Here is a 16,288-nt window from a genome sequence, read left to right on the forward strand (position 1 = left end):
CCTCCCCTTTGTTTGTTTCAGTAACGTCAGACCAGTGCGAGTACGAGATTGTCGTTATCTATTTTGCTGATTTGCACCGTAATTTCCTGCATTAACAGGTAGTTAAAGTCTTCAAATTTCAACATCATGCGCAATGGATCATAGCTGTAATCATCCTTCTTCTTGCGCAAATCCACAAAACCGGTCGCACCATTTTCTGTGATCTGCGCGATCAGTCCGTTGGCATTAATGTGCACAATGGTCGCTTTCCAGATTTGTTTCGGCAGAGTCGCTAACCATTTCAGGCGGAGTCGATTTTCAATGGTTTGAGAAACCTGACGCGACTGATTGCCGCGCGCATTGAAATCATCAATCACTTCAGTTTCGATCACCGGTGTATCACCTGCTAACTTTGCTTTTATGGCGCGGTGAATGAGTAGGTCGCTGTATTTTCGTATGGGTGATGTGGCGTTCGTGTATTGCGTTAAACCCAGGCCGAAGTGAGGCGCAACACGATTGGACCAATAACCTCGGTCGAAGCGTTTGATCAGCACGTTCGACAACGGAAAGTTCTCGACGGTCGCGGCTTCTTTCAGGATTTTGATGAAGTCTGGCAACGAATGTCCATCAAGTTCGGCAACAGCCGGTGCGTAATCCCGTAATAATCCTTTCAGTTCACTTTCCCGATCGGGTTTGAAGCCATCATGTGCCATGAACAGCGCAGCATCGTCCATCAGGAATTTAGCAGCTTCGGCATTGGTGGCTATCATCGCTTCTTCGACGAGATCACGCGCCGAGTTGCGCGATTCCGCGTCAACGGTAGTTACGTCAAAGTTTTCGTCAACACGGATACGGTAATCAATACGATCCTGCATTTGGTTGGCGTGTGTTTTACGCCAAGTCGCCAATGCATCCGTTGCGGATTTGAGTGTCGTTAACGTGTCTGCAAATTCGGAGGGTAGTGTACCCTCGGCAAACCACTCGCTGACTTTCAAATAGTCCAACTTGCCATGGTTCTGAATGTTTGCCAGCGAAATGTCGCACCCGGTCACGTCCCCTTCACTGCTGACGGCCAGATCAAAAATCAACGCTGGACGTATTTCCTTGGCCACCAGGGAGATGGCGTCATCGGCAAGGGCCTCTGGCAACATGGGTAATGTTAGACCGGGTAAGTAGGTTGTCGTCAGGCGCAAGCGAGCCGCCTGATCCAGTAAGCTGCCGGGATTGATAAATGCAGAGGCATCGGCAATCGCAACGGATAACATCCAACCATCGTCTGTCGTCGTCGCGTACAGGGCGTCATCCATGTCTTTGGTGGTTGCCGCATCGATGGTGACAAATGGAGTGGATGTCCGGTCTGCGTATTGCGCGGTTTGTTCACGCATTCGTGCAACGGCCGAATCAACTTCATTAAGTTCCGCGTCGCTGAATGTTTCGGGAATACCTTGTTCCGCCAACGTCATGCTATACCAAGAACGATTGTTGTCAGCACTGCCCAGAGTTTTCACCACTTCGGCTTGCGCTTTACCGGTTTTCCATGGGTGCCGGGTAACTTTGGCGTGCACGATGTCGTTGTGGGCTGCATCGCAGGTCGATTTCGGTGGTACAAACAGCCAGCCGTTAAATGCGTCGTTAAACGGTTCTACACCCTGAGCCCTACCACGAACATAGAAAACCCCTTTAAACTCGGAGAATTCTGAAGCTTCTAGTGTTTCCAATTCCGCCTTCGATTTGCCGTCGTCCTGCTCTACCACGGTAAAGGTGACCCTGTCGCCCGGAAAGACCTTTGCCATTTCATCGGGCGGCAAGAAATATTCGCTACCGTCGTCGCAGACGACAAAGCCAAAGTTTTTACCAGTGCCTTTTATATGACCATTTAAAATTACTTTACTGGCCTTTATTTCGGACTTCAGCGACTGGAGGACTTCAAGTGACTTGGCATCTAACATGAAAAAGGGCTCTGCTTAGTTTGAAAGCCGCTCATTATACGCAGGTCAACTACGCAACCAATGCAAACCTCGGTTTTTTTTGTAAACTGGAGGATAAATCGGAGTACAGGATCCTTACATGAGTGATGTTCGATCACTGGACGCTTTTCGCAAAGCGAAGCAGAAAGCCAAAGCCGCCGGTAATACCTTGTGCAAGAGCGGACGGCACAAATGGCAAGCCGCAAAAGACACGGTGTTCGATTCGAAACAGGGAAAGCTGGTGACTCGCGAAGTGTGTGCGCGTTGTGGGAAAACCCGCGTGAAAGGGACTTAGGGCAACTCTGAATAATTGCTATCTACCTCAGCGGGTGAGGAAATGCGCAAAATTCGAGGCAAGTTTTGCAGGCAATATTCATTATCTTGGCAAAGGACTTAACAACGAAATTTGCCATTTCAGCCCCGCCTTTCGGGTCCTTCAGATCGATGACTGAGCTGTGTTGTGTGTTTTGAAAAGGGCTCGCCATTCCCTGTAGCACACGCCTCGCTCATCCTTCGAGCTGATAGGACTGAGGTGACTTGAATTAATCAGAGTTGCCCTAGCAGACCTTGGCGAAAATAAGGTAGCAAAGCTCGCGCCGAAGCCTTCGTTGGAAAAGTTGAATGTCGTACCAATATGTCTTCGTTTTTGACCTTGCGCTATTGTTATGGCTTTTATTTAACTCATGTCACGCACGGACCATTTGGGCGTCCATATGTGTCGTTGGACTGACCATACAACAGGGATTTGAAATAGTCAGAGTTTGCCTTGCGATTATGGGGAATCTTGCCAGCGTTCCAGATTATTCACGAAGGTTTCAGCCCGTTCCAGCTTCTGAATCACGGTAGCATTGTCCGGAGCCAGAATGAGCGCCTGCTGCCAACGATTAATCGCTTCTTGCAAATACCCCGAATTATAAAGTGTGTTGCCGCTGTTAATGAGCTGGTTTACCCGTTGAACACGGCGTTGATTCAGGTTTTCCTGTAATGCGTCAGTCGACTCAATGCCGATGGCGGTCATTTCATTCAGCACTTTTTGAGCGCCAATAAAGTCGCCAAAGTTGAGTCGTTCGTAAAAGCTTTGTTCCAATTCCGGTTGTTGCTCGCTGATTTTCCGACGCTGTTCGGAGCGGGCCAGGCTACGCTGTTCCCGTTCTGTATTAAGCAGCGTTGCCAGTAATTCGGAACTCAGTTCGTTTTCCGCAGTTTTTATCGATAAGGTTAACGCTTCCCGGGCCTGTACTAACTTGCCCGCTTGCCAATATTGATGCCCCAGTGCATAGAGTTCCCGACTTACTTTTCGTGCCTGTTCCAGAAACTGATTGAACTGTTGTTGAGCAAAAAAACGATTGTCAGCGTTGTAGAGCTTTGACTCCTGATGCGGTGCCGCAGAAATGATGTAATAGGCCTGCGCGATGAGAATAGCCGCTTCATCCATTTTCAGGCGTGCATGCCGTTTTTGTTGATAGAATTCCAGTTGCGCCAACAGTTCTGGAGCATCGGCTGTGATGTCCAAGCCATCTTGAATCGTCTGTTCGGCGTTCACCCAATCCAAGGTGGCTTCATATTGCTGTGCGTCAGACAGAACAGTCTGAATGAACTGTTGTCTCTGTTGTTCAATAATTGGCACCGAATTGTTCAGATAACTATAATCTGGGTGTTCCGGTGACATCGCCGCGATGGTATCCAGGGCGCGATCAAACTGCTGATTATCCAACCAAGCTTCGACTTGCGTTTTCACATCGGCTTGGCGGGCGTACATGGTGGCGCAACCGGTCAGAACACAGCAGAGGATAACGGGAATACAATTTAATTTTTTCAAGATTGTTTATTCTCCAGACTGACCGTTATGTCTTCCACAACCAAGGTGTCGACCGGCTGACTGAAGCCCTTCACGTCCAGTCGCTGGGTTTCATGAGTTCTCAGGTCAGCACGGGGTCCCAGCGATTTCAGAAATTCACGGTCGATCAATATCTCGCCACAGGGCGCTTTATCACACAAACGCGCTGCTAAATTGGCGGCTTCTCCGATAACCGAATAATTCATCCGCTCGGACGATCCGAGCAACCCGGCCAATACCGTACCGCCGGCTAAACCAATGCGAATGTCCAGCCACGGCATTTTGTTGATGCGCCGGTGTGCATTCAGCTCATGAATCCGGTTGCGGATGGCCAGAGCACACTCCAACGCGTGTTCGCGATGCAGCTCGTCGCTGTGAGGGCAACCAAAGACCAACATTGCACAGTCACCAATGTACTTGTCGACGTTGCCATGAAATTGATGGCAGATGACCGAAAATTCGGTGAAATACAGGTTCAGCACTTCGGCGACCGTTTCCGGTGCATGCCGTTCGCTGAAATTGGTGTAGTTCACCAGATCGACAAACATGATGCTGGCTTCAACCCGCTCACCCTGCAGAGACAATTCCGATTCGTTTTTGGACATATAGTGTTGGGCTACCGGGGAGGAAACGAAGCGGGAAATATTTTTTTCCAGCGTCAATTTGTGTTCTAAGCCTTCCGCCATGTTGTTAAAAGCTGATTTAACCTTGGCAAATTCGCCGGTTTGAGGGTTGCGAATACGGTAGGTGTATTGCCCGGACTCGATTGCCTGTGTCGCTGCAATCAATTCGTTGATGGGCTTGCTGAGATTGCGAGATAGACGGATGGCCAGCCAGATAATGGCCAGTACCAGCAACGCAACCGCAGCAATGACACCCGACAACACCAGCATTTGGCTATGGATAATGGGGGCTTTATTGAGCCCAAGCCATACCGTGCCGCCAGAAACGTCTTTAAAGCGGATTGGCTCGTAAAACCAGCTGATGTCATTAACGTCGTTAAAAATCCCGTCGCGGTTAAACGACTCATTATTTTCCATCAAGTTGAGTGGGGGGCGGGGGTACAAGGTGCCGTAGACTTGCAGGTCCTTGTTTATCAGAGTGACGGAAACAACAGACTCTTGCTCCATCGTGTTGTTCACAAAGCGTTGAATGTCGGACTCATTGTCAACGAAAAGCGGCTCTACAGCATTGTAGGCAGCCTGCTGTGCCAGCGTGCGACCCATCGTTTCAAATTGTTCTTCCACCATCGAAAACTGCCGGTATACCAGAGGATACCCGATCAGGGTGGCAGCCAATAGCACCAACGCAATCATGGTGAAGGCCAGCTTGTGGGCATAACTCAGACGCAGCACGATTAAACCCTGTTTTGAGGAGCTTACATTGTACTGTGCGTATTTTTGAAGGGATGTGAAGTAGTCAATATTTTCAATGAATTAGCGTGTATTTATCAGGTAACTTATGAAAAGGCGTAAAACGGCAATAGAGTAGGGTGTCAATTTAAATAGGACCCTAAAAGTCGCGAACCGCAGCGAACGTCTGGTTAATTATTAAAATGTCGTAATCGGAACGCTGTTAGTGTGTTTTTTTAGGTCTGGGTCACGTTTTGTGAGAGTTTTTCACTTGTTATGTGAGTGTGGCTGACGTTAAACTTCGGCCTATGTTAGATGTATCTCATATTCTCAATTATCTCGGGCCTATGCAGTGGATTGTCGCAATCCTCTTTGTGCCTCTCGTTTGCTGGCAATTTTGCAGTAAGCATTCCCTGTTGTGTCGTTGGACGGCACTCATTTCTGGTTATAGCGTTCAAATCGGTTTCTTCCTGTTGCTGGACGATGTTGGCTTTCAAACTAATCTGCTGATTTTGATCGCGTCCGTTGCCGCCTATTTCTGGATTTCAACCACGGTAGGCTTGTGGCCAAAGGCGCGGGCATCCAAACCCCGTGAGGCATCTTTGGTGGACGATAAGACCGAGGCGACTGCCTGATATCCCGGTATGGCGTGGTCGGCCATTGCCAATCACGCCGAAAATTTCTTTCCTCTTAAATAGCCTTCCGTTAGAACATGCCCAATGATGCCGACTTGGTTACTGCGACGGCGCCAATGTAAGCGAAAGTTGCGATGGACAGCCCATAGAAAAGCCATTGACGTTGCACAGACCCCTTTGTTTTTATCACCTGAGTGCCAAGCACCACATAAACGACCAGTGCGATAATTTTTGCCAGTAGCCATGAATGATGCAGTGGATTCGCGTGCAGCGTCCAGGCCAGATAAATCGCTGCCACGAGTAAGAGGGTGTCAACAATGTGTGGCGCAATGCGAATCCAGCGTTGTTTCATGTAAGGATGTTGATTAATCGCCAACACACCCCTTACCATAAAGCCGATGATTGAAATGAGCGCCAGTGTCATGTGCAGGTGTTTGATTGCTAGATACATAGTTACGTTAATTTTCCGAGGTTATTGAGAATGGATTTTATTTCCGGTTTGTCGGACGAATTCAAGAAGCTTATTGAATTTGGAACAGAATATACATGGATAATGCAGGCATTTCTTGTCGTGCTGGCAACCCTGGTGATTAATTATTTCGTCAGGAAAGTGTTCGATCGCCTCGCCAAAGCCGCTGAAGCAACTTCCACCATGTTTGACGATATTTTGATAGAAACAGCGCGGAAGCCGGTGCGGTTTTTTATTTGGATTGCCGGTGTTCTATACGCAGCAGATATTGTTAAGAACGTGTCGCAAGAGCCGATATTCGACATGATCCAACCGGCTCGTGAAGTTTCTTTTATCGCGTTGTTTGCCTGGTTTGCGGTGCGCTTTATCCGGCAGGGGGAAGTCGTTGTTCAACAGGATGGGGTGTTGGAAAACCCCATGGATGCCACAACTGCTTCCGCGTTAGGCAAGTTGCTGCGCCTGTCGGTCATCATCACCACCGCACTGGTCATTCTGCAGACACTTGGCTTCAGTGTGTCGGGTGTGTTGGCTTTTGGGGGGATCGGCGGTATCGCCGTTGGTTTTGCGGCCAAAGATCTGTTGGCCAACTTCTTCGGCGGATTGATGATTTATCTCGACCAGCCCTTCAAAGTAGGCGACTGGATTCGCTCGCCCGATAAAAACATTGAAGGCACCGTCGAACACATCGGTTGGCGGCTGACCCGTATCCGTACTTTTGACAAGCGACCGTTGTACGTGCCCAACGCAACGTTCGCTAGTATCTCAGTGGAAAACCCGTCACGTATGACCAACCGGCGAATATATGAAGCCATCGGTGTGCGCTATGATGACGCCGCTAAAGTGGAAAAAATTGTTGCCGATGTGAAGCAAATGCTGTTGGATCACCCAGAGATAGACACGACTCAAACCTTGATCGTCAATGTGAATGCGTTTGCTGCGTCATCGATAGAGTTCTTTGTTTATACCTTTACCAAAACCACGAACTGGATTGCGTTTCATGAAATCAAACAGGATGTGATGGTGAAGATTATCGACATTGTCGAGCGCAATGGCGCTGAATTCGCATTCCCAACCCAGACATTGCATGTGAAGCACGAGCCAGAAATGGCCGACGCCTGACAAACCAAACCCATAGGGTACCTAAAAGTGCAAAGGGCGTTCTACAAAGAACGCCCTTTTTTATTGGACCGCCGGTTCTTTCAAACTGACGCGTTGTGTGTCAAAGCAGACCTCAACCTGGCAACCGATTGGGACGGTCAACATTGGATGGGTATGGCAGCTGTCGAAGCCATTGACGATAGGCAGTGGTTGCCCGGCTAATACTTCCTGCAATACCGTCAAGGGTGTACGTCCAGTACCACCGTCTTTAAATAATTCGTGTTTTCCGAGCAGAACGGCACTGACTTTATCGAACACGCCGTTTATTTTCAGCAACGCAAAGAGTCGCTCTACCGTGGCAATGTCTTTCAGGCTGTCTTCAATTAACAGCACATCACCCTGTTTAATCGAAGGCATGTAAGGGCTGCCCCAGATAGCTGACATGGTATTGAGGTTACCGCCGATTAAGCGGCCACAATGAGTTCCCTCGCCGAGCCATTGCCATTGATTGACCAGCAGAGATTTAGGTCGGTCCTGTGTTTCCCAATCAACAAACTCCTCACTCCAGTGTGATGGTGGCGAATAGGTGACTGACGGCTGGATAACATGTGTCAGTGACTGGAAGGAGGCAAAGGTGTCATCGACCAACGGAGGCAGCTCACCGAACGAAGCCGTTAATGCGGGGCCGTAAAAGGTGGTCAGACCGGTTTGCGCGTAAATTCCTAATAAAATAGCGGTCACGTCCGAATAGCCGATAAAAATTTTCGGATCTTTGCGAATCGCCTCGTAATCGATATACGGCAATAATGAAGAACTGTTGGCACCGCCGATGGTGGACATAATGCAGCGCACATCCGGGTTACGAATCAATGCGTTCAGTTCATCAGCGCGGGCCTGAATCGACCCTGATCGATAATGATCGTTGTGCCCGGTCAAGTCGCCAGCCACAACCCGATAGCCTTTGCTTTCCAGAAACTTAACCGCGCGCCGAGTGCGATTTGGCGCAAACGCTGTTGCAGGGCTGGATGGGGAGTAAAAGGCGAGGGTGTCGCCCGGCTGGAGTTTGGGTGGTCTAACGCCCGTCATGCAGATTTTTTAGCGTGCCAGAATTCAAATTCGTCCTGCGTCAACGCGCGGGCTTCATCTTCGAGCATCACGGGAATTCCGTCGCGCACTGGGTAGGCCAGTTTCGCAGCGGTAGAAATCAGTTCTTCCTTTTCTTTATCCACTTGCAGTGGTGTTTTGGTAATCGGGCAAACCAGAATAGTCAGCAGTTGTTTATCGATCATCATGATCACAATCCTTATCAGTGTCGTTTTCCAGCGGAACGCCCGGCACCGGGTCAATTCCACCTGCGCAGCCTGGGTGGCAACGAGCAATGCGTTTCACCGCCAACCAGCCACCCTTTACCGCGCCATAATGTCGTAACGCGATCAACGCGTATTCAGAACAGGTAGGGTAATATCGGCAGCGCGGTCCCAACATTGGGCTGATCACCCAACGGTAGAATTGCACGATGCCGATTAGTACCCATTTCATCGCTTAACCTTCGCGGGTCCACTGCGTGCCTTCGCGCGTGTCTTTAATCTGTACACCACGTTCGGCCAGTTGGTCGCGAATGGTATCGGCCAAGGCAAAGTCTTTGTTTTTCTTCGCCGCCACGCGGTCGGCAATCAACGCTTCCACTTCTTCAGCCGAAATCGCATCAGCGCTGGAGGTTCCCTGAAACCATTCCTGCGCATCAAGGTTCAGAATATTCAGGAACTCACAGATGGTGAAAATCTCGGCCTGTGTTGCGGCTTTTTCGTCATCGCTGTCGCTTTTGAAGAACCGGTTCGTCAGTTCGTGCAGGACTGCAAACGCCTTCGGCGTGTTTAAGTCATCCAGCAACATGTCGAAAAATGGCAATTCAGTGATCGGTTTTGCTGGGGCGGCAGGTAAGTCTGCGCCGTCGCGTTTAATGGTGTACAGGCGGTCGAGTAATGAACGGCTCTGATGCAGTAATTGTTCAGACCAATTCATGTTTGATCGATAGTGTGCCGTTAACAACGCCAGACGAACCAACTCATGCGGCTGTTCTGCCAGCAGGTCACGCAAGACAATAAAATTACCTAACGACTTCGACATTTTCTCGCCTTCAATGTCGAGCATCGCGTTGTGCACCCAGTATTTCGCATAGCCACCGCTGTGGTCGGAGCAGCACACACCTTGGGCTAACTCGTTTTCATGGTGCGGGAACAACAGGTCGGTACCGCCGCCGTGAATGTCGATGGTGTCACCCAGATGTTTTTGGATCATCGCTGTACATTCAATATGCCAGCCTGGCCGACCACGCCCCCAAGGGCTGGCCCAACCGGGCAGGTCATCGGTAGAGGGTTTCCATAACACGAAATCCATCGGGTTCTTTTTGTAGCTGGCGACCTCAACGCGAGCGCCGGCGATCATGTCGTCGGTGTTGCGTTTAGACAGCTTGCCGTAGTCGGCCAGAGAGTCGACCGCAAACAGAACGTGACCATCTGATGCATAGGCGTGGCCGCGTTCAATGAGTGTTTCGATGGTGGTGATAATTTCACTGATGTGTTCGGTCGCTTTCGGTACGATCGTCGGCTCAAGGTTACCCAGATTCGCCATGTCTTCATCGTAGGCGGCAATATATTTGTCGGTAATGACTGAGATTTCTACGCCCTGTTCGGCGGCTGCGGCATTAATTTTGTCGTCAACATCGGTAAAGTTACGAGCGTAGGTAACCTTCGGATACAGTGCATTAAGGGTACGGAACATCAGGTCGTAGACTGTGGCTGAACGGCCATTGCCGATGTGAATATAGTTGTACACGGTGGGACCACAAACATACAGCGTTACGTTGCTGGCATCTTGTGGCTGAAAAGGTTCCTTTTTACCGGTCAGGCTGTTGTGCAATTGCAAAGACATTGTGATCCCATGGTTATCGTGAAAGCAGCGCGCGAGTATACCACCGAAAACAGGATCACAGAATAAGTGACGGCGGATCAAGCCGTCGCAATAGCGCCTTTTTGCACGCCTTCAAAGGCTTTTACTTTCCACTGTTCCTGCGGGTGTTCCTTGGCGAGTTGTTCAGCAATGTGCGTGGCAATCAGTTCAACCGTGGTGTCGGTGGTCATCACGTAACACTGTTCCGGTTTTAGCCAAACATCGAAACGCCCCTGTTCCGCGTCATACCCCACGTGAGTCAGGTGGCGCAGTTCAGATTCCAGCTGGTCTTCTTTGGTGATCAGGTAAATATCCGCAAAACGGGAAGCCCACTCGCGTTCGGTTTCGACATCACGTTTCCCATTGCGGAATATTTCGATCCGCGAGCGGTGGCCGTGACAAATGCGCTGGCAGTCACCCTGGTGTTTTTTCAAACCGTGGGAGTAGTGGTAGAAGTCACCGGGGATTTCTTCTGTCCGCAGATTCAGAATAACCTGACGAACATTGGCCGGAACCAGATTGTTCAGATGTTTTTCCAGCAAAGGCCGAGCCGAGTCGATACTCACTTTATCGCTGTCGACAATAAAAACCGCTTCGCGCGGGCTTTGGTAGGCAAACTGCACCACGCCGTCGGCATCGACATATTCAATCGCGATATCTTCATGAATGCCGGATTCGTTTATAGTCAAGCCGGGCAATTGCGCGGGTACCACCAGGGTATGGTCCATGCCTTCGTCGAGTGCTTTTTTCAGCAGTTTTTTCACGTGCCCAAAATCGAACACCATACCTTCATCGTTCAGTTCGCCCAGCAATTCGACGTCCACGATCCAGCTCTCGCCAACCACGCCACGGCGGGGATGAAAGAAGCTGAAATCAATAACGGTAAGGTTGTCGACAAACAAACGATTCATGGTCAGGTCAGGCTCCAAAACAGCAATTGCGCACACCGCCAGTATAGACGGGCGCCGCAGTCTACCAGAAATTTTACGCCGTGTTAGCCACTAAGCGATTAAAGCTGACCGTATGTTCCATTTTTGGCTTCAAAAACAGCCGCCAACGGCACCGCAACAGACAGGCACGCGTGCCAAGGTTGGCGCTGAGCCTGGGCCAGCAGTAAGCGGATGACCCCCGCGTGCGTGACACACACTACGGTGCCGTGGGTGTTTTGCATCTGTTCGCCTATCGCGAATACACGTTGGGCAAAGTCCTGCAAATGCTCGCCACGGGGAAAGTGAAAATCGATGGGGGTCTTCGCCCAGGCATCGAGCTGGGCGCGATCGACTTCTGACCAAGGGCGTGCTTCCCAGTCGCCAAAATTCACTTCTTTGAGTCGCTTATCCAGTGTAATGGTGTGCTGCGGGTAGAGTTCCCGGGCCAGGGTCTGGCAACGCTGGAGCGGACTGGCGAAAACATGGTCAGGGTGCGGTGGTAAGCGTGGCCGGATCCGCTCGGCGGTGTCGCAATAGGGCACAACACTGGGGAAGTCGGTTTGCCCGTAACAGAGCCCGGGTTTACCGACATCGTCGTGCCTGACCAGAAACAGCTGTCTCATCTTAAATTCGCCTCAAACGAGTGCCAACCAGACCAGCAAAAGGCCAAGTTCGTTTAACTGCTGGCTCGCACCCAACGTATCGCCGGTGTAGCCCCCCAACTGTCGTTTCAGGAACTCGTGCCAGAGAAGTGTCATGAGCAGCGACGCTGTTAAAAGGCAGGCAATGGTCAACGGCGGCAACCAAACCAACGTTGGCAGTACAAATAACGCGCTTGCCAACCAACGTCTGACAGACAACTGCGACACCACCGGTTTGGCTTTAGATGGTTCCGCACGAACGTAGTCTAACCACACCATGGCCGACATGGCGGCCCAGCGACTCAACGCATGGGTCACCAATAGCACCAGCCAACCGGCCAGTGGCAGCAACTCTATTAGCGTCACTGTTTTTAACGTGAGCATTGCCCATAACGCGAGGCTGCCGTATGTCCCCAGACGGGAATCGGTCATGATGCGAAGTTTGTCTTCTCGCCTGAAGGCACCACCAAGACCATCGGCGGTATCAGCCCAGCCGTCTTCGTGGAAGCCGCCGGTAATCAGAAAACCGACGGCCAGGGTGATGAGCACTGAAATGGACGTGGAAAAAACCAAATTGACGAGCACGAAGATCAGAGCGAGTAAGCCCCCGACGATCACGCCCACCAACGGAAAATAAATGGCCGAACGTCGCAGAGCGGCGTCCGAAAAGTTGGGGTGATTCGGCACCGGGAGTCGGGTAAAGAACCCCAATGCCAGAAAAAAGTCATGCAACATCAGGCGCTGATGCCTGCATCGGCAAAACTGGCCATGTCATTCAGCATTGCAACGGCATTTTTTACCAACGGGTAAGCCAGGGCGGCACCGGAGCCTTCTCCCAGGCGTAAACCCAGATTCAACAAGGGGGTTGCCGACAGTGCTTCGAGCATGTGCCGGTGTGCCGGTTCCGCTGACTGATGCCCAAATACCCAATTGGCTTTGCTGCCTGGCGCTATCCGCTCAGCACACAGCGCCGCAACGCTGGCGATAAAACCATCGACTAATACTGGTGTATTGAGCGATTTTGCAGCCAGTAAGACACCGGTCATTGCCGCGATTTCAAAACCACCCACTTCGGCCAATATCAGTTGCGCTGAAGCATCACTCAGGCGGGTTAGTGCTTCTTCGATCACCCGTACTTTTAATGCCTGTTGCTCAGCATTGGCGCCGGTACCCGGGCCCACCGTCTGCGACGGTGGTAAACCGGTCAGTGCGCTGAGCAGCGCCGAGGCGCTGGTGGTGTTGCCAATGCCCATTTCACCGATTAACAAAATGTTGTGACCATCCCGTACCGCCTGTTCGGCCAGCTGTTGACCGCATTGAATTGCCTGTTGGCATTGTTCGGCGGTCATAGCCGCCTGATGGCGCAAATTCTGAGTTCCGGCGGCAACCGGGCAATGCAATACGCCCGGCCAACGGGCGTCTTCGTTGACAATACCCATGTTTACAATGGTCAGTGGAATGTCATTGGTGCGACAAAAAACGCTCATCGCAGCTCCACCCGCGGCAAAGTTTGCCAGCATCTGTTCAGTCACCACCTGTGGAAATGGGTTCACACCCTCTGCGCACACGCCGTGGTCTGCACCGAAAATAAACGCGGCGGGTCGGTCAACAGCAGGGGTGGTGGTGTTTTGAATCAGTCCAATCTGTATAGCCAATGTTTCCAGAGCGCCCAGTGAGCCCGGTGGCTTGGTTTTATTGTCGATAATGTTCTGGAGTTGTTGTTGCAACGTGTCTGTCACTTCAGTGGTCATGATGGGTCCTGTGATGAATTGTCAAACTGTCCTTTTAACCACAACGGTAGGCCCGCAATAGTCATGGCAACGTGATCAGCAAGCTGGGCGATGCGCTGATTCAGTAAGCCCTGCTGATCAATAAACTGTCGGGTTAACGCGCTGGCACCAATGACGCCCAAACTGGATTCATTGGAAATAATGACGGTGTCTTGAGTGCGTGCAGCCAGCGCACTGAGTAATGCGTCGGTTCGGGTGTGCAATTGTTCTGGTTGCTCAACCAATACGTTGGTGAGCCACACACCGATGCAATCAACCAGAAGCGGGCGGTTTTGCGAGGCCAGAGTTTCCGGAAGATCGAGAGGGCACTCCAAGCAATGCCAATGATCCGGCCGGTCGGCGACATGCCGCGCTATGCGCTCGCTCATTTCTGCATCGGTATGGCGCGCGGTTGCCAGAAGCAGCGGCTGATCGGTAATAGCCTCCAAACACTGCATACCCAGGCGACTTTTGCCGCTTTTTACGCCACCGAGAACGAAGACTGTTGCGCTCATGCCTTTTCCTGCCGTTGATCGTGTGGCGGCACCTTACGAATAAATTGGCGTTCGTGCAATGCTCGCGCACAGATGTTCTATACTCAAGGCGATAATTTCTGACGAGGCCGCCCATGACGCCCCCAGAACTGATTACCAAACAGGAAGCGCGCCTCATTGCCGCAGGCAAACAGGCTCAGGAATTGCGCCGTCAATTGGCCATAACTTCGCAGGCTTCGTTGCAGATCATCGCAGCCATGCGTGCTTTGCGGGCCGGGATACCGCTGCCGAACAAACGCGCCACGAAGGCTCTGCTGGAATCCCGTTCTTCAAGCGACTAATCGCCACTTTTACCTTTCTTCTGCATTTCTCTATTATGGCGGTTTGCCCAACCCCGAGAGCAGACAGCATGCCGCGCGTTATTGAAGTGATCCCCTACCAGCCCGAATGGGTTGAACAATTTGAGCGTGAAAAAGACCGGATAATGTCCGTACTGAGTGACATAGCAATCGCGGTGCATCATATCGGCAGTACCTCGGTCCCGGGGCTTGCTGCCAAACCCATCATTGATATTCTGCTGGAATGCGAATCTCTGGCCGCCTTGGATGAACGTTCGCCCAAACTGGCGGACATCGGTTATGAAGCCAAAGGCGAATTTGGTATTCCTCGTCGGCGATATTTTCAGAAGGGAGGAGATCAGCGCAGCCACCATATGCACGCTTTCGTGTTTGACGATACAGAAGTGCACCGGCACCTGGCGTTTCGGGATTACCTGCGCGTTCATCCAGAGGTGGCGCAGCAATACGCAGACATAAAACAGCAAGCAGCCGAGTACGCCAACCATGACTCGCAACGGTATTGCGATTTTAAAGACAGCTTTGTGAAACAAACCGAGCAACAGGCCTTGCGATGGAAGGCAGACCAGCATGCTTAGCGGGTTAAACCACATCACACTGACGGTGGTAAATTTACCCCGTGCCACGGAGTTCTATCGGGCTATCGGATTTGACCTGCACGTTCATTGGGCGACGGGTGCCTACCTGACCGCTGGAACCTGTTGGCTTTGCCTGAGTGAGGGCGTCCCGAAGCCATCCATGGACTACAGCCATATCGCGTTTTCCATTTCTGAAAAGAGCATCGCTGAGTTGAAAACCGTACTCGCCCGTTTTGCCGTTTCTCTTTGGCAGGAGAACAGCAGCGAAGGTGATTCAGTCTATTTCTATGACCTGGACGGTCACAAACTGGAAGCACATGTGGGTACGTTGGCCACCCGATTAGCCTCTTTGAAAGAGAACCCCTACCAAGGGTTAACATGGCACAAGTAACTTCCTCAAAAACTCTGTTAATTACCGGCGTATCACGTGGCTTTGGTTTTGCGTTAGCGGCCGAAGCCGTTGCGCAGGGGCACCAAGTTCTCGGCATTGTGCGCAGTGAACAAAGCCGATTGGCAGTTCTTGCTCAGTTGCCAACCGTGCAATTGCTGGTGGCAGACATTACCGCACCCGCCTATGAAAGTTTGCTAACTCAGTTTGTGGCCGGCAAAACCATCGATGTACTTATTAATAACGCGGGCTCGGGCAGCAAAGGAAAAACGTTGGCGACAACCACAGCGGAGCAACTGCAACGGGAGTTCAATACTCATTGTGTGGCCGCAATGTTAAGCGCAAAAGTATGTCAACCAACACTCATCGCGACGAATGGACAGTTAATCAATATATCCAGCCGCCGCGGGTCCATGAACATGCAAGCCGACGGTGCTGCCAAAGGTGCGGGTTGTTCCAATTCGTATCGCATCGGCAAAGCAGCGCAAAATATGTTAACGCTGAGCATGGCCGATGAATTCGACGGTACCGGCGTAACCGTGTGCGCTGTGCACCCGGGACGTCTGTTGACAACACTCGGCGCAAGCGACGCACACATGAGTCCGCAAGAGGCTGCTCAGCGGTTGGTGAGAAAAATAATGAGAAATGAATTGACGCACCGCCAGTTTTGCAATTTGGAAGGCGGCGATTTGCCGTGGTAAATGTTTAAGTGGCGCGGTAAAGCTGCCGACACTTATAAATGTTAAAAATCTTTAGACGTCCATCACAATAAATTCACGCCACGCAAGAAATAAATTGTGTTCAATCCTCACCCAGTGTTTTATACAGTTTGGTTTTTAAGAAAATT

General features: G+C 51.1%; 20 protein-coding genes. 7 read left to right on the forward strand and 13 right to left on the reverse strand.

Annotated elements, in window-relative coordinates:
• Positions 1–26 precede the first annotated feature (26 nt).
• Positions 27–1,928 carry an RNB domain-containing ribonuclease gene (locus tag IYN85_RS01890; RefSeq protein WP_196157156.1) on the reverse strand — a complete coding sequence of 634 codons (1,902 nt, stop codon included), beginning with the start codon at positions 1,926–1,928 and terminating at the stop codon, positions 27–29.
• Between the two features lie 118 nt (positions 1,929–2,046).
• Here IYN85_RS01890 and IYN85_RS01895 point away from each other — a divergent pair, with 118 nt between their 5' ends.
• Positions 2,047–2,241 carry a hypothetical protein gene (locus IYN85_RS01895; protein WP_196157157.1) on the forward strand — a complete coding sequence of 65 codons (195 nt, stop codon included), beginning with the start codon at positions 2,047–2,049 and terminating at the stop codon, positions 2,239–2,241.
• A 477-nt stretch (positions 2,242–2,718) separates the two neighbouring features.
• Here the strand turns inward: IYN85_RS01895 and IYN85_RS01900 are convergent, their stop codons facing one another.
• Entirely contained in the window at positions 2,719–3,765 is a 1,047-nt protein-coding gene (locus tag IYN85_RS01900) for a hypothetical protein (RefSeq protein WP_196157158.1), read from the reverse strand.
• Complete coding sequence (locus IYN85_RS01905) at positions 3,762–5,138, reverse strand: adenylate/guanylate cyclase domain-containing protein (protein WP_196157159.1); 1,377 nt, start codon at positions 5,136–5,138, stop codon at positions 3,762–3,764. Before IYN85_RS01905 ends, IYN85_RS01900 begins: the two co-directional genes overlap by 4 nt.
• Positions 5,139–5,443: 305 nt before the next feature.
• Between IYN85_RS01905 and IYN85_RS01910 the strand changes: the two genes are divergently transcribed.
• Positions 5,444–5,770 carry a hypothetical protein gene (locus IYN85_RS01910; RefSeq protein ID WP_196157160.1) on the forward strand — a complete coding sequence of 109 codons (327 nt, stop codon included), beginning with the start codon at positions 5,444–5,446 and terminating at the stop codon, positions 5,768–5,770.
• A 70-nt stretch (positions 5,771–5,840) separates the two neighbouring features.
• Here the strand turns inward: IYN85_RS01910 and IYN85_RS01915 are convergent, their stop codons facing one another.
• Complete coding sequence (locus tag IYN85_RS01915) at positions 5,841–6,221, reverse strand: SirB2 family protein (RefSeq protein WP_196157161.1); 381 nt, start codon at positions 6,219–6,221, stop codon at positions 5,841–5,843.
• A gap of 30 nt (positions 6,222–6,251) precedes the next feature.
• Here IYN85_RS01915 and IYN85_RS01920 point away from each other — a divergent pair, with 30 nt between their 5' ends.
• Positions 6,252–7,358, forward strand: a complete 1,107-nt coding sequence (locus IYN85_RS01920) for a mechanosensitive ion channel family protein (RefSeq protein WP_196157162.1) — start codon at positions 6,252–6,254, stop codon at positions 7,356–7,358.
• Positions 7,359–7,418: 60 nt separating this feature from the next.
• On the opposite strand, the gene IYN85_RS01925 is transcribed toward IYN85_RS01920, so the two are convergent.
• From IYN85_RS01925 to IYN85_RS01965, 9 genes are all read right to left on the reverse strand, one after another.
• The gene (locus tag IYN85_RS01925) at positions 7,419–8,423 is read right to left on the reverse strand and encodes a S66 peptidase family protein (RefSeq protein WP_196157163.1); all 1,005 of its coding nucleotides are present in this window, start codon (positions 8,421–8,423) and stop codon (positions 7,419–7,421) included.
• Positions 8,420–8,623: a Trm112 family protein gene (locus tag IYN85_RS01930; protein WP_196158459.1), complete on the reverse strand. Its 204-nt coding sequence runs from the start codon at positions 8,621–8,623 to the stop codon at positions 8,420–8,422. The genes IYN85_RS01925 and IYN85_RS01930 overlap by 4 nt, the downstream gene beginning before the upstream one ends.
• Positions 8,616–8,876 (reverse strand): membrane protein insertion efficiency factor YidD, encoded by a 261-nt coding sequence (yidD, locus tag IYN85_RS01935; RefSeq protein WP_196157164.1) that lies wholly within the window; start codon positions 8,874–8,876, stop codon positions 8,616–8,618. Before yidD ends, IYN85_RS01930 begins: the two co-directional genes overlap by 8 nt.
• Before the next feature lie 3 nt (positions 8,877–8,879).
• Positions 8,880–10,268: a cysteine--tRNA ligase gene (gene cysS, locus IYN85_RS01940; protein ID WP_196157165.1), complete on the reverse strand. Its 1,389-nt coding sequence runs from the start codon at positions 10,266–10,268 to the stop codon at positions 8,880–8,882.
• A gap of 77 nt (positions 10,269–10,345) precedes the next feature.
• Positions 10,346–11,197 (reverse strand): 6-carboxytetrahydropterin synthase, encoded by an 852-nt coding sequence (locus IYN85_RS01945; RefSeq protein WP_196157166.1) that lies wholly within the window; start codon positions 11,195–11,197, stop codon positions 10,346–10,348.
• 98 nt (positions 11,198–11,295) lie between these two features.
• Positions 11,296–11,838 (reverse strand): histidine phosphatase family protein, encoded by a 543-nt coding sequence (locus tag IYN85_RS01950; RefSeq protein WP_196157167.1) that lies wholly within the window; start codon positions 11,836–11,838, stop codon positions 11,296–11,298.
• 12 nt (positions 11,839–11,850) lie between these two features.
• Positions 11,851–12,591 carry an adenosylcobinamide-GDP ribazoletransferase gene (locus IYN85_RS01955; protein ID WP_196157168.1) on the reverse strand — a complete coding sequence of 247 codons (741 nt, stop codon included), beginning with the start codon at positions 12,589–12,591 and terminating at the stop codon, positions 11,851–11,853.
• On the reverse strand, positions 12,591–13,607 hold the full coding sequence (cobT, locus tag IYN85_RS01960) for a nicotinate-nucleotide--dimethylbenzimidazole phosphoribosyltransferase (RefSeq protein ID WP_196157169.1): 1,017 nt from the start codon (positions 13,605–13,607) through the stop codon (positions 12,591–12,593). The genes IYN85_RS01955 and cobT overlap by 1 nt, the downstream gene beginning before the upstream one ends.
• Positions 13,604–14,140: a bifunctional adenosylcobinamide kinase/adenosylcobinamide-phosphate guanylyltransferase gene (locus tag IYN85_RS01965; protein ID WP_196157170.1), complete on the reverse strand. Its 537-nt coding sequence runs from the start codon at positions 14,138–14,140 to the stop codon at positions 13,604–13,606. The genes cobT and IYN85_RS01965 overlap by 4 nt, the downstream gene beginning before the upstream one ends.
• Positions 14,141–14,253: 113 nt before the next feature.
• On the opposite strand from IYN85_RS01965, the gene IYN85_RS01970 reads away from it, so the two are divergent.
• The 4 genes from IYN85_RS01970 (at position 14,254) to IYN85_RS01985 (ending at position 16,142) form a co-directional block, all read left to right on the forward strand.
• Entirely contained in the window at positions 14,254–14,460 is a 207-nt protein-coding gene (locus IYN85_RS01970) for a hypothetical protein (protein WP_196157171.1), read from the forward strand.
• 68 nt (positions 14,461–14,528) lie between these two features.
• The gene (locus IYN85_RS01975) at positions 14,529–15,053 is read left to right on the forward strand and encodes a GrpB family protein (RefSeq protein WP_196157172.1); all 525 of its coding nucleotides are present in this window, start codon (positions 14,529–14,531) and stop codon (positions 15,051–15,053) included.
• Entirely contained in the window at positions 15,046–15,444 is a 399-nt protein-coding gene (locus IYN85_RS01980) for a VOC family protein (RefSeq protein ID WP_196157173.1), read from the forward strand. Before IYN85_RS01975 ends, IYN85_RS01980 begins: the two co-directional genes overlap by 8 nt.
• Entirely contained in the window at positions 15,432–16,142 is a 711-nt protein-coding gene (locus IYN85_RS01985) for an SDR family NAD(P)-dependent oxidoreductase (protein ID WP_196157174.1), read from the forward strand. Before IYN85_RS01980 ends, IYN85_RS01985 begins: the two co-directional genes overlap by 13 nt.
• Positions 16,143–16,288 lie beyond the last annotated feature (146 nt).

It is taken from the genome of Reinekea sp. G2M2-21 (genome assembly GCF_015687175.1).
GTDB lineage: Bacteria > Pseudomonadota > Gammaproteobacteria > Pseudomonadales > Natronospirillaceae > Reinekea.